Source organism: Paenarthrobacter sp. 10N417, assembly GCF_056394745.1.
In genome coordinates, this window is sequence record NZ_JBFTIL010000021.1 from 19282 (window position 1) to 32492 (window position 13211).

Annotated in this window: 10 protein-coding genes; 8 read left to right on the forward strand and 2 right to left on the reverse strand. The window is 62.6% G+C overall.

Annotation, left to right across the window (positions count from 1 at the left end; all coding sequences use genetic code 11):
* The first annotated feature begins 44 nt into the window (after nt 1-44).
* From mmuM to AC1DCM_RS21110, 6 genes are all read left to right on the forward strand, one after another.
* Complete coding sequence (mmuM, locus tag AC1DCM_RS21085; RefSeq protein WP_477519587.1) at nt 45-998, forward strand: homocysteine S-methyltransferase; 954 nt, start codon at nt 45-47, stop codon at nt 996-998.
* A gap of 226 nt (nt 999-1224) precedes the next feature.
* Entirely contained in the window at nt 1225-2373 is a 1149-nt protein-coding gene (locus AC1DCM_RS21090; RefSeq protein WP_477519588.1) for an ABC transporter substrate-binding protein, read from the forward strand.
* A 100-nt stretch (nt 2374-2473) separates the two neighbouring features.
* Complete coding sequence (locus AC1DCM_RS21095; RefSeq protein ID WP_442016483.1) at nt 2474-3205, forward strand: ABC transporter ATP-binding protein; 732 nt, start codon at nt 2474-2476, stop codon at nt 3203-3205.
* A complete protein-coding gene (locus tag AC1DCM_RS21100; protein WP_477519589.1) occupies nt 3195-4139 on the forward strand; it encodes an ABC transporter permease in 945 nt (314 codons plus the stop codon). Before AC1DCM_RS21095 ends, AC1DCM_RS21100 begins: the two co-directional genes overlap by 11 nt.
* A gap of 103 nt (nt 4140-4242) precedes the next feature.
* Nucleotides 4243-4800, forward strand: a complete 558-nt coding sequence (locus AC1DCM_RS21105) for a dihydrofolate reductase family protein (protein WP_477519590.1) — start codon at nt 4243-4245, stop codon at nt 4798-4800.
* A gap of 35 nt (nt 4801-4835) precedes the next feature.
* Nucleotides 4836-5876, forward strand: a complete 1041-nt coding sequence (locus AC1DCM_RS21110) for an LLM class flavin-dependent oxidoreductase (RefSeq protein WP_477519591.1) — start codon at nt 4836-4838, stop codon at nt 5874-5876.
* A gap of 28 nt (nt 5877-5904) precedes the next feature.
* Here the strand turns inward: AC1DCM_RS21110 and AC1DCM_RS21115 are convergent, their stop codons facing one another.
* Nucleotides 5905-8733 (reverse strand): aminotransferase class I/II-fold pyridoxal phosphate-dependent enzyme, encoded by a 2829-nt coding sequence (locus AC1DCM_RS21115; RefSeq protein WP_477519592.1) that lies wholly within the window; start codon nt 8731-8733, stop codon nt 5905-5907.
* 17 nt (nt 8734-8750) lie between these two features.
* The gene (locus AC1DCM_RS21120; protein ID WP_477519675.1) at nt 8751-10202 is read right to left on the reverse strand and encodes an amino acid permease; all 1452 of its coding nucleotides are present in this window, start codon (nt 10200-10202) and stop codon (nt 8751-8753) included.
* Nucleotides 10203-10590: 388 nt separating this feature from the next.
* Here AC1DCM_RS21120 and AC1DCM_RS21125 point away from each other — a divergent pair, with 388 nt between their 5' ends.
* Both AC1DCM_RS21125 and AC1DCM_RS21130 read left to right on the forward strand, forming a co-directional pair.
* Complete coding sequence (locus AC1DCM_RS21125; protein WP_477519593.1) at nt 10591-12207, forward strand: PucR family transcriptional regulator; 1617 nt, start codon at nt 10591-10593, stop codon at nt 12205-12207.
* 6 nt (nt 12208-12213) lie between these two features.
* Nucleotides 12214-13125: a glutaminase gene (locus AC1DCM_RS21130; RefSeq protein WP_477519594.1), complete on the forward strand. Its 912-nt coding sequence runs from the start codon at nt 12214-12216 to the stop codon at nt 13123-13125.
* The last annotated feature ends 86 nt before the right edge of the window (nt 13126-13211 follow it).

Sequence of the window (13211 nt, forward strand, 5' to 3'; positions counted from 1 at the left end):
AGCTGCGGTTTTTTCATTGAGCGATTTAGCGGGAAGATCACTACATGCCACAGAACACAGCACTCAGCACCCTGTTGGACTCCGGCGAGGACCTCGTCCTGGATGGGGCCCTGGCTACGGAATTGGAGGCCCACGGCTGTGATCTTGAGGACGCCTTGTGGTCCGCCAAGGTCCTGCTGGAGCAGCCGCACCTGATCAAGCAGGTCCACCGCGACTATTTCGACGCCGGTGCCTCCGTGGCCATCACGGCCAGCTACCAAGCCACTCCCCAAGGATTCGCGCGTCGCGGCCTGGGGGAGCGCGAGGCCTTGGAACTGGTGGCGTTGAGCGTGCAGCTTGCCGACGAGGCAAGGCGTGAGCACGCCGAGGCGAACCCTTCCAGTGGCCCACTCCTGGTGGCAGGATCCGTGGGCCCGTACGGTGCCTACCTTGCTGACGGCTCGGAATACCGGGGCGATTACAAGCTATCCCGCACGGAATTCATGGATTTCCACCGTCCACGCATCGCCGCTCTTGTGGAAGCCGGGGCAGATTTCCTGGCGTGCGAGACGCTTCCGTCGTTCGCCGAAGCGGAGGCTCTGTTGGCGCTCGTGGCGGAGTTCGACGTCGAATCCTGGTTCACGTTCACCCTGCGGGATGCGGAACACATCAGTGATGGAACGCCTCTGGCTGAAGTGGCTGCGCTGCTCCGTACGGAACCACGGGTGGCCGCCGTCGGGGTTAACTGTGTGCCGCTGGAACTGGTGACGTCGGCTCTCGGGACGCTGAACGAAGTTTCGGACAAACCGTTGGTCACGTACCCGAACTCGGGAGAGACCTACGATGCCGTCACGAAGACGTGGGGCCCTTCCGCAGGTGGTCACGGCACGACTACCCTCGCCGGGAACGCCGCTGACTGGCGTGACCGGGGAGCCCGGCTGATCGGTGGCTGCTGCCGCACGACGCCGCGCGACATCGCGGAGCTGGCAGCAAACATGACGCCAGGTGACCCTTCATGAACGCACGTGCCGCACAACGCGATGCAACTTTGAAGGCCCTGCGCTGAATATGACGTCACGTGACCCTGCGTGAACCTTGGTTTCTATGGGATTGAAGCCGAAATATGACAGTCCCTACTGTGAAGGCATGACCTTTCCGGAATGGTCCTTCCTTGCCCCGAACGGGCGATGTTACGGGGCCTGATCTTCGCCCCTTCGCATCCCACATCTCCTTAGGACCTCCCCAATGGCAAACACCCCCGAGTCACAGAAGCCCGATTCCGGCACCACCCGCATCGTCGCCGGTGAGACCAACAAGCCCAAGCGCCGCCGCACCCTTGAGATCGGATTGGCCGTCGGCCTGGTCCTGCTCATCGGTGCAGGCGCAGCGGTTGCGTCGGCCGTCTCCCGCAGCAACGAGGCCGCTCCGGCTCCTACAACGTCGCCTGCCGCTGAGCTCAAGCTTGGCTACTTCAGCAACGTGACGCACGGCCCGGCCCTGGTGGGCATCAGCAAGGGCATCATCGCCAAGGACCTCGGCGACACCAAGCTCAGCACCCAGATCTTCAACGCAGGCCCTGCCGCGATCGAGGCCTTGAACGCCGGCGCCATCGACGCCACGTACATCGGCCCCAACCCGGCCATCAACTCGTTCGTCAAGAGCAACGGCGAGTCCGTCAGCATCATCGCCGGCGCAGCAGCAGGCGGCGCCCAGCTGGTGGTCAAGCCCGAGATCAACTCCGCGGCCGACCTCAAGGGCAAGGTCCTCGCCTCCCCGCAGCTTGGCGGAACCCAGGACGTAGCCCTCCGCGCATGGCTGGGCCACCAGGGCTACAAGACCAACCCGGACGGCAGCGGCGACGTCAACATCAACCCGACCGAAAACGCCCAGACGCTGAAGCTCTTCCAGGACGGAAAGCTCGACGGCGCGTGGTTGCCTGAGCCGTGGGCCTCCCGTTTGGTCCTCGAAGCAGGCGCGAAAGTCCTCGTGGACGAGAAGGACCTGTGGGACAAGGGCGAATTCACCACCACCATCCTGATCGTGAACAAGAAGTTCGCCGCTGAGCACCCGGAAACTGTGAAGGCACTGCTCAAGGGCCATGTTGAATCCGTGAACTGGCTGAACTCCGCAACGCCGGAAGAGAAGGCCAACACCATCAACGCCGTCCTCAAGGACACAGCCGGCAAGCCGCTCCCCGCCAACGTGATCGACCGCGCACTGAAGAACATCACCTTCACCACTGATCCGCTGGCCGGAACATACAAGAAGCTCCTCCAGGACGGCGTAGACGCAGGCACCACCAAAACGGCCGACATCAACGGCATCTTCGACCTCCGGGCCTTGAACGAGGTAGAGGGCAAGAAGACGTCCGCTGCAGGACTCGGCCAGGATTAAGCACCAACCGGCTGGTCCGCTTCCCCTCCGGAATACGGGTGGGGGAGCGGGCCAGCCTTCAGCCATATCAGCTCCACCAATCAACACGAAGGACGGGACCATGCCAGTCGTACTCGAGAACCTGGGCAAGCGCTTCGGCGACGGCGCCCCGGTGCTGGACGACGTCAACGCCACGATCGCGCAGGGCGAGTTCGTTGCCCTCCTCGGTGCGTCCGGCTGCGGCAAGTCCACGCTACTGAACATCATGGCGGGACTTGAGCATCCGACGTCGGGCGCCCTTGAGGTGCCCAGCGACGGCGCGGCCTTCATGTTCCAGGACTCGGCACTGTTCCCGTGGTTGACGGCGCGAGGCAACATCGAACTCGCACTTCAGCTGGCTGACAAGTCCAGCACCAAAGCCAGCCGCCGCGAACGGGCAACAGAACTGCTGGAGCTGGTGCACCTCGGCGGCGCCGGCGACAAGCGTCCACACGAGCTGTCCGGTGGCATGCGGCAACGCGTTGCCCTTGCACGTTCTTTGGCGCAGGACCGGCAACTGTTGTTGATGGACGAGCCTTTCGCTGCCCTTGACGCGATTACCCGCGATCTCCTTCACGACGAACTCGAGCGGATCTGGAAGGAAACCGGCCGCACCATCGTGTTTGTTACGCACAACGTTCGTGAGGCTGTCCGCTTGGGCCAGCGCGTGCTGCTTTTGTCCTCACGTCCTGGTCGTGTTGTTGCCGAATGGGATGTGACCGAGGAACACCGAACTGACGCTGGTCGTGCTGGGGAGCTGACCGGAATCATTACCCGCCGGCTACGCGAGGAGATCCGCCGCCATGCCAAGTAACCCCACCACTACCCAAGAGCGGACCCTTCCCGTGAGCGAAACCAGCGAGCACATTACGTCGCCGTCCTTGAAGGGCAACCCCTCAGAGCTGCGCGACCTCGAAGCGGGCCTGGACAACCTCCAGTCCGATACCGGACGTAAAGCCGGCATCGATTGGAAGCGCGTGCTGYTGCCGATCGCAGCCTTGGTAGTTCTCGTCCTCGTCTGGCAGTTCTACGTGTCCCTCGGACTCAAGCGCCGTGACCAGGTTCCCGGGCCCCTTGATGTGCTCAACCAGCTGGTGACGCTCTGGGGCGAAGGCAGGGTTCAGAAATCGGTGTGGACCTCGTTGCAGCGCGGCTTGATCGGCTTCCTGATTTCGGTGGTAGTTGCCACGCCTGTGGGCTTGTTGCTGGCACAGGTTGCTCCGCTCCGCCGTGCATTTGGGCCGCTGATTTCCGGGCTTCAGGTGCTGCCGTCCGTGGCCTGGGTTCCGGCGGCGATCATCTGGTTTGGCCTGACGGATGGCACCGTCTACTTCGTGGTCCTCATGGGTGCCATTCCGTCGATCATCAATGGCCTCATCTCCGGTGTGGACCAGATCCCGCCGCAATACCGCAGCGTAGGTACGGTGCTCGGCGCTAACCGGCTGCAGATGGCCCTGCAGATCGTGCTTCCCGCAGCACTTCCCGGGTACATCGGCGGATTGAAGCAGGGTTGGGCTTTCTCCTGGCGTTCTTTGATGGCCGCGGAAATCATCGCCGTTGGTGGCACCATTGGCTTCGGGTTGGGCTCGCTGCTTGACCAAGGACGTGCGCTGTCCGACATGGCCGTGGTCATGTCGGCGATCCTGTTGATCCTGGCAGTGGGCATCCTGATCGAGCTCCTCGTTTTCGCCCCGATCGAGAAGCGCCTGCTGCAGCGTCGCGGTCTGCTGGCGGGTAGCAGCCGCTAGCCCCCCTTCTTGAAGCAACGCGGGGTCAGATATAGCCCATGTTTACGCCAAACATGGGCCATATCTGACCCCGCGTTGCTTTTAGCTGCCCTAGAATCACCGCATGGGCCTTCTAACGTTCAGCATCAACGTCACACTGGATGGTTGCGTCGACCACCGGGAGGGCATCGCCGACGACGAGACGCATGCCCACTTCACCCGGCTCCTGGAGGAGAGCGGCGCGATGCTCTGGGGCCGCACCACGTACGAAATGATGGAGGACTACTGGCCGCTGGTAGCCCGTGGCGACGTCGATGCGCCGCCAGCTATGCGCGATTGGGCCCTCAAACTCGAGACCAAGCCCAAATACGTGGTCTCTGCGACCCGTAGCGACTTCCCGTGGACCAACAGCCATCACCTCGTCGGCGAGTTGCGCACTGCGGTGCAGGATCTCAAAGAGGGGACTCCTGACGGCGTTCTTGTCGGCAGCGGCAAACTTGCTACGGAGCTGGATCGACTGGACCTCGTCGACGAGTACAAGTTCCTGGTCCACCCCATGATCACCGGCCACGGCCCCACTCTGTACCAGGGCGGACTGCTCAGGACCAGGCGCCTCGACCTGATCTCGGCACAGCCGCTCAGCAACGGCGCAGTCGCCATGCACTACCGACGCGCCGAGTGAGGAATTAGCGGGCACCCGCCGCTGTTGTCCCGGACATGCACAACAAACGGATCGGCTTCCTTTCCTTCGGCCACTGGGCACGAGTCCCCGGTTCGCTGGTGCCATCTGCTGGCGAAGCCCTCAAGCAGGGCATCGAACTGGCGGTGGCGGCGGAGGAACTGGGGATCGACGGCGCGTTCTTCCGTGTGCACCACTTCGCCCGCCAACAAGCCTCCCCGTTCCCGCTGCTCGCCGCCATTGCCGCACGCACCAGCACCATCGAGATGGGCACCGGCGTGATCGACATGCGCTACGAGAACCCGCTGTACATGGCGGAGGAGGCTGCTGCCACAGACCTGATCAGCGACGGCCGGCTTCAGCTTGGAGTAAGCCGTGGTTCACCCGAGCCAGCCCTGAACGGAGCCGCCAACTTTGGCTATGTTCCCAACGAGGGCGAGGACACGGGCGACATGGCGCGGCGCCACACCGCGCTCTTCCGCAAGGCCATTGCCGGGCACGGGATAGCCCAAGCTGATCCCCACTACGCAGGCGGAGCCACTGGACTTCTGCCCATCCAACCGCTCTCTCCGGGACTCCCACAGCGAATCTGGTGGGGAGCCGGCACCCGCAAGACCGCAGTCTGGGCCGCCGAGAAGGGCATGAACCTGATGAGTTCCACGCTCCTGACCGAGGATACCGGCGTCCCGTTCGACCAACTGCAAGCCGAGCAGATCCACATGTTCCGTGAAGCCTGGGCAGCTGCCGGGCACGACTTCGAGCCCCGCGTTTCAGTCAGCCGCAGCATCCTGCCGATCGTCGATGAGGTGGACAACCGCTACTTCGGCCTTCGTGCCCAAGCGGACCGGCAGGACCAGGTAGGAATTCTCGACGGCGCGTTGTCACGTTTCGGGAAGAGCTACATCGGGGAGCCGGACGACTTGGCCGAAGAACTAGCAGCCGATGCGGCCGTCCAAGCTGCCGATACTGTCCTGCTGACGGTGCCCAACCAACTGGGGGTGGAGTACAACGCGAAGCTCCTGGGGAACGTCGCGAAGCACATCGCACCTGCTTTTGGTTGGGCTCGCCAAAGCGCGTAGCGCACTCTGCGCAGGTATCCGCCCAGTCCTACGAAGCGGCGGGCAGCCGCCCGATGCTCGCCGATTCCACAGCACTCGCCGAAACACCAGCTTCCGCGGAGCCGGACCCCGAAACCGCAGACCCGGCCACGAAAACCCGGTAACCACGTTCGTGATCGAAACCATGGATCTCGCGGGTGTCCAAAGCCGCCATGAACTCCAACGTCTGCCGGGTAATGACCTGGCCCGGGACGAGGATGGGGAAGCCGGGCGGGTACGGGGTGACGAAGCCGGCGGAAATGACTTCCTGCCCGGCCCGCACTTCAAGGGCAAGCTCGTCGGCGGACAAGTAGGCCGTGGATTCGGGCTTGTAGCTTTCGAAGTAGGCTGCACGGATATCGCCGTCTTCACAGGCGTCGTCCACGCGGAATCGCGCCGCGAACGTGCTGAAGTCCGGAAGCGGCGGCGTCTGTCCAATCACCGCTGATCCTCCGGGCACAGAAGACACGGCCGAAGACACGGCCGAAGACACCGCCGAAAGCACGGGCACTGTCCGGGGTCGCGATGAGGGATGTGGGTTTTCGAATCCCTCGGCGAGTTTGACCAGGACCTCGATCAGGTATGCCACGGAACTTCGCGAGGTGCCGATGTTGGTCATGAACAGCACAGTGTTCCGGGACGTCTTATTCACCTGGATCCCGTGATCGTCCATGAGGTAGCTGTGGCGGAACGTGTCGCCGTCGATCCCTGTCCTGCTGATATCCAGCGTGAGGCGGCTGGGATCAATGACGAATTCGTCGCGCTGCCAGGCATCCTCAAGTTCCGCCAATCCCTCCCGCAGCGGCATGGCAGCGCTGGTTTCGCGGTATTGGGGCTCAATAAGGTCCCGCGAGGTCAGCACCCGGAAGTATTTCTTCAGCAGGGGATGCCGTGCGACTGCTTGTGCCACAGAGACGGCGAGGTCGGATTGCTTCTGGACCAAACCAAAACCTTCCAGCTCCACTTGCCGCCGGCCAATGTCCAGGGAAGCCAGGATTTGGTAGTTGGGCGAGGTGGAGGTGTGCGTCATGTACGCCTCGCGGAAGGACTCCCGGTTGGAGGCCATGAAGTCTTGGTCATACACGTGGATCATCGAACCTTGGCGCAAGGATGTCAGGGTCTTATGCGTTGACTGAGTGGCATAGACCCTGATCCGCGCCTTCGCAGGGTTGGGAATCAGCCGCGTGGCCAGCCATGCTTCGTCATCAACGGGTTCACCCGTTACGGGGTCGTGCAAGGCCGCTGCCTGCTCGGCATACCGGGCCGCGTAGGCAGGGTTGCTGAAGGAAGCTTCCAGGGCAGCTGCTGAAGCCATACCCGTTCGACGCCGGTAGATGGGGTGGGAGCGGGCGAAGGCAAACCATGCCTCGTCCCAGAGGAACACCAAGTCAGGCTTGATGGCCAGGCATTCCTCCATGACCCGCTCGACGTCGTAAACAATTCCGTCAAAAGTGCAGTTGGTCAGCGTGACCATTTTGACTTCGTGCAGCCGTCCGGCCCTCCGGTACTCAAGCAGCCTGCGCTTCAAACTGGCCAAGGGCACAGCGCCATAGAAGGCGTACTTGTCCAAGGGGTAGGCATCCAGATATGAAACGCGGGCACCGGCGAGCACAAAGGCATAGTGGTGGGACTTGTGGCAGTTCCGGTCAACCAGCACAACGTCACCAGGGGCCAGCAGGGATTGATGAACGATCTTGTTGGCCGTGGATGTGCCGTTGGTAACGAAGTACGTTCGTTGCGCTCCGAAGGCCCGGGCGGCGAGGTCCTGCGCCTGCTTGATGGATCCGTGCGGATCCAGCAGGGAATCGAGTCCGCCGGACGTTGCCGAAGTCTCTGCCAAAAGCAGGTTTGTCCCATAAAAATCGGCCATGTCGCGGATCCAGGGGGAGTTCCCAACGGATCCGCCACGCGAAATGGGCAGCGCGTGGAAGACGCTTGCAGGCCGGCGGCTGTAATCCAGCAGGGCTGTGAAGAACGGAGCCTCGTATCGTTCTGCAACCCCGGACAACAGGGACAAGTGCAGGTCCAGGTGATCCTGCCTGCGGAAAATCCTCCGGAACTTCCTGGTCAGTGATCCGGCCAGGGACTCGATGGAGACGCCTGCAACCAGGTAGACGTCCAGCTCAGGCCTCAGCCCGGATATTTCCTCGGCCAGGCCCAGGATCCGTTTGACTGGTCGCAAGGCCTGCAGGCCTTCGGGAGTGTGCCCGGCCAGGAACCGGCGGAGGTCGCTGCCCAGCTGCTGGGAGCTGCGAACCGAGAAACCCGGACGCAGGATCACCGCTTGGATATCGGGGTTGAGCAGGACGGCGACCAACGCGTCTTCGTAGCTTGGGACCACATTGAGTTCGTACGTGAAAGCATCCGATGGGCGGCGCTGGGCTGCCATGTTGTTCTTGAGCGCCTCCGCTTCCTGGGCCGTGATGTTGTCCACCACCAGAACCTCAAAACGAGGGCGGTCGGCCTGCTCGGCTTGTGCAACCTCGTCTTCGGACGACTCCTGGAGACCCCCGGAAACTGAACCTTGTTCCGCTCCGGAAGCCAGAGGAAGGTGCGCCAAACCGCCCAGAAGTTCCAGCGCGGCGTGGGGGTCGCCGTCGTCGACCAATTGGCGCAACTGGGCCACCGCCGCCACGCCGGGTTCTGCCCAGTAGGGCTCCACGGCATCCAGGAGCGCAAAAGTCCTGCTGATCTGGGAATGCAAGCCTGAATCGGAGGAGGAGTGAAGGTCCAAGACCAGCTGCTTGATGGCATATCCCAGGAACTCCCAAGCATCGGCGCGTGACCGCCAGGCGCGGCTGGGCGTGCCAATTTTTGGAAGGGGGGAAAGGGTGCTCATGTGACGTGTTTTCTCTTTCAAACTGAGGGCGGGTTCAAAGCGGACTGCTCATTACGGATTCGGCCACGGTGGGCATACCAGCCACCCACGAGCAGCGGTGCCAGTACCAGCAGGGAAGCGAGCACCCATCGGCCTGTTTCCGAGAAGCCCATGGTGATCAGGACAAAGGCCAGGAATCCGAGGGTGAGGTAGGAAGTAAAGGGGGCGCCGAAGAGTCGGAATGCGGGTCTGACGACTTTGCCGCTCCGCACCCACGCCTGCAACTTGATGTGGCAGAGCATGATGGTGGCCCAACCGCCGATGATGCCCAGCGCAGATACTTCGAGCACGATTTCAAAGACCTGCGACGGAACGATCGCATTCAGGCCTACGCCCATCAAGGTGATGACCGCAGTCAACAGGATGCCGCCGTAAGGGACACCGGAAGCGCTGATGCGGGCGGTGAAGCGGGGAGCTGAGCCCTTGATTGCCATGGAACGCAGGATCCGGCCGGTGGAGTACAAGCCTGCGTTAAGGCTCGAGAGGGCGGCGGTCAGAACCACGAAGTTCATCATGGAGGCCGAGATCGCGCCGGCCTGCGGATCACCCAGGTGGGAGAAGAAGGTCACGAACGGCGATTCGCCGGACTTGTAGGACGTGAAGGGCAGCAGGAGAGAGAGCAACAGGACGGAGCCGACGTAGAAAATGCCGATACGCAGAACCACAGTGTTGACGGCTTTGGGCATGACCTTGTGCGGGTTGGCAGTTTCGCCGGCGGCAGTGCCTACCAGCTCAACGGCTGCGTACGCGAAGACGACGCCGCTGATCGCCAGAAGCGGCGCGACAGCGCCCGTGGGGAAAAGGCCGCCGTTGTCAGCAATGACGTTCAGGCCGGGAACGCCCACATCCGTCCTGCCACCAAAGACAATGAAGCAGATTCCGACGACGAGGAAGGCCACCAGGGCACCGACCTTGATGAGGGCGAACCAGAACTCCATCTCGCCGAAGATCTTCACTGACACGAGGTTCAACGCCAGCACTACCACCAGTGCGATGAGGGCGATGAGCCATTGCGGGACATCATTGATCGGCTGCCAGAACTGGCCCCAAAACTTCACGTACAGGGCCACCGCGGTGACATCCACGATGGAGGTCATGGCCCAGTTCAGGAAGTACAACCAACCAGCCGTGTAGGCCATTTTCTCACCGTAAAACTCACGGGCGTAGGAAACGAACGAGCCCGAGGCCGGGCGGTAGAGAACCAGCTCACCCAATGCGCGCAGGATGAGGAAGGCAAAAAATCCGCACACCGCATACACCAGGACCAACGCGGGGCCCGAACCATTGAGGCGGCCGCCCGCTCCCATGAAAAGCCCCGTGCCGATCGCGCCGCCTATGGCGATCATTTGGATCTGTCGGGGCTTGAGGGTCTTCCGGTAGCCCGATTCTTCGGTTGAGAAATCCTGGCCTGGCTCCTGGCCGACAGGCAGGGTGCCGGCCTCCTCGGACCGGCTGGGCGCAGCAGAATGCGCTGAAACTGACGTGGGTATCACTTGGGGGTCTCCTTTGACTCCGGCGCCGCCGTCGGCAGCTCAACAGTCCCAAACGGCACAGACGTGTTCTCTGACACTGCGCGACACACAGTGTTTGTGGCGTTGGGGACAGTAAATAACTCTAGATCTCAGGCGAATCGCGCAAATTGGCTGGCGAACCAAATTCAGGGCCCGGCTCTTGTGCTGGCTGGACAACACTGGTGTCCTGAAGGCCCGGTAATGTTTCTGGCTGTGCGCGATTGCGCAGGAGCATGGGCAGGACTTCTTCAATGGCGAAGGACGTCCGGTTGACCCGAACTGAATACGAGAGGAAGCGATAGCTTCGTTGAAGGCCCTGGACATTGACGACGACGGCGTCGTCACCTTGCTGAGCGATGTACTTGAAGACCTGGGCGTGGACAACGCACGCTTGTTGCTTGCCCCGGACGCGGACAACCTGACAGTTCGTGAAACGGTCATTGTGGATGCAGAAGACGAGGATGCAACTCGCCCTGGGTCCTTGGTAATGCTCATCGGTGCCCGTGGACGCGTGGCGCTGCCGGCAATCCGGCGGATCATCAGCGACAGGCCCACGGCCGTCGCGGTCAAGGGCAACGAACGTGAACTCGAAGCCGTGGCGGAACTGCTCCAATCCACAGGGATCGGATTGGTGGCCGTGGCTCCCGGCCTTCGCTGGGACAAGTTCGAAAGCGTCGCCGTGGACCGTATCCGGGAACGCGGTGTATCCGGGGAGAACCCCACCACGGTGCATAGGGACTTGTTCGCCATCGCCCAAACAACGGCAACGCTGACCAACGGCCACGTCGTCATCGAGGACCCAGGAAACAGAGTCCTCGCCTACTCGCCCGCGTCCAACGATGTTGATGAGCTTCGGCGCCTGTCCATCCTTGCGCGGCGTGGACCCGAGCGGTACCAGAAACTCCTCAAGGAATCAGGCGTCTACAAGCACCTTCAGGCCACCGAGGAACCCGTCCACGTGGAGGCCAACCCTGAGGCCGGCCTTCGCGAACGCGTGGCCATTGGCATCCATGCGGGAAGCCGGGTGATGGGCTACATCTGGTTGCAGGAAGGTGCCGAGCCATTGGCGCCGAACACAGACAGGCTGATGATCGGCGCTGCCCGGCATGCGGCGATCGAACTGGTGCGCCACCGGAACCAGCAATCCCAATCGATGCGCGAAGACCGTGTGTCCAGCCTGCTCAGCGGTACGGCCCAGGTTCACTCGCAGGCCCAGTCGGCGGGCATAGACCCCTCCAAACCTGCTGCCTTGGTGCTGATTTCCGCGGGCGGGCTGGATCAGAGCGCTCCGGGTCAACAGCTCCGAAGGGGTGAGCTCTCGAACCTCGCCTCCATCCATGCGGCGGCCTACCGTCCGGGAGCAGTAGTAGGAGCCCTGGGCACGGAAACAGCGATCATCCTGCCGGACCTGGACCCGGTGAAGTCCCTGCCGGCGATCAACCGGCTGGTCAACACGATTGTGCGTGACGCCACCACGCACCTGCATTTCCAGGTCCAGGCCGCCGTGGGCCCGATTGTTCCGCGGCTGGACGCGCTCTACGCCACCCTTGACCACGTCCGCAGCGTCCTCAAAGTACTGCAGAGCACCCCGTCGATCCGTGTTGCCTCCTACAGGGATGTGGAAACCACGGTCCTCACCAACGAACTGCTGGATCTGCTGGAAACCCGGAAAGGGCTCCGGCACCAGGGCATAGCCAAGCTCTGCGACCGGTATCCGGAGTTCGCTCTGACGCTGCTTACGTACCTCGAATTCTTTGGCGATGTGAACCGCTGCGCCGAAGAACTGGCCATCCACCGCAACACCGTCCACTACCGGCTGCGGCGCGCGTGCGAAGAGGCGGGCCTGGACCTGCAGTCCGCAGACGAACGATTGCTTGCCCATCTCCAGATACGACTTTGGACCTACGCAGAGGCCAGGAGCTAGAACCCCTTGGATATCCAGAATCTCCTCGACGACATCGTCGGGGCAGTACAGCCGCACGTCGGCCAAGGCAACGTGGCCGATTACATTCCGCAGCTGGGGGCCGTGGACCCCCACCAGTTCGGCATCTCCCTCGCAACCCGGGACGGTGACGTCTACTCATCAGGGGACGCACATGTGCCCTTCTCCATTCAGAGCATTTCAAAAGTGTTCGCGCTCGCCCTGGTGTTGGCCTTCGACGGCGATGGCATCTGGAAGCGCGTCTTCCGTGAACCCTCGGGCAACCCGTTCAACTCGTTGATCCAATTGGAGAGCGAAGAAGGGATTCCCCGGAACCCCTTCATCAACGCCGGCGCGATCGTCGTCAGTGACCGGCTCCTCAGTGTCACGGGAAGCGCAGCCCTGGCCGTCCGTGACTTGATGCGCCGCGAAACCGGTAACCCCACTGTGGCCGCGGACCACTACGTGGCGGCGTCAGAACTCCGCAACAGCCACCGCAACGCCTCCCTGGCCCACTTCCTTGCCAGCTGCGGCAACCTGGAGAACCCCGTGGAAGCCGTCCTCGAGTCCTATGTGGAGCAGTGCGCGCTGGCCATGACCTGCGAAGACCTTGCGCTCGCAACCCGGTTCCTGGCCGCCAACGGCGTCGGCGCGGACGGCACCCGGTTGCTGTCCCCGGCACAGACGAAACGGATCAACGCCGTCATGCTCACGTGCGGGACCTACGACGCCGCCGGGGAGTTCGCCTACCGCGTGGGCCTTCCGGGAAAGAGCGGTGTCGGGGGCGGAATCGTCGCGGTGGTCCCCAACAAATGCGCCATCAGTGTGTGGAGCCCGGGCCTTGGGCGGTCCGGCAACTCGGTGGCAGGGGTGGCTGCCTTGGATGAATTCACGACGCGTACGGGCTGGTCTGTTTTCTAGCGGTTTCCGGACGTTTGCCGGGGGAAACAAGGGATGACGCGTATGTGACGCTGGATTACCCAGCGTTACCGGGTGTTTCCGAGCCT

What these genes read in the sequence shown, in the direction of transcription:
- mmuM (WP_477519587.1), top strand. Translation starts at nt 45, where the DNA reads ATGCCACAGAACACAGCACTCAGCACCCTGTTGGACTCCGGCGAGGAC.
- AC1DCM_RS21090 (WP_477519588.1), top strand. Translation starts at nt 1,225, where the DNA reads ATGGCAAACACCCCCGAGTCACAGAAGCCCGATTCCGGCACCACCCGC.
- AC1DCM_RS21095 (WP_442016483.1), top strand. Translation starts at nt 2,474, where the DNA reads ATGCCAGTCGTACTCGAGAACCTGGGCAAGCGCTTCGGCGACGGCGCC.
- AC1DCM_RS21105 (WP_477519590.1), top strand. Translation starts at nt 4,243, where the DNA reads ATGGGCCTTCTAACGTTCAGCATCAACGTCACACTGGATGGTTGCGTC.
- AC1DCM_RS21110 (WP_477519591.1), top strand. Translation starts at nt 4,836, where the DNA reads ATGCACAACAAACGGATCGGCTTCCTTTCCTTCGGCCACTGGGCACGA.
- AC1DCM_RS21115 (WP_477519592.1), bottom strand. Translation starts at nt 8,733, where the DNA reads ATGAGCACCCTTTCCCCCCTTCCAAAAATTGGCACGCCCAGCCGCGCC.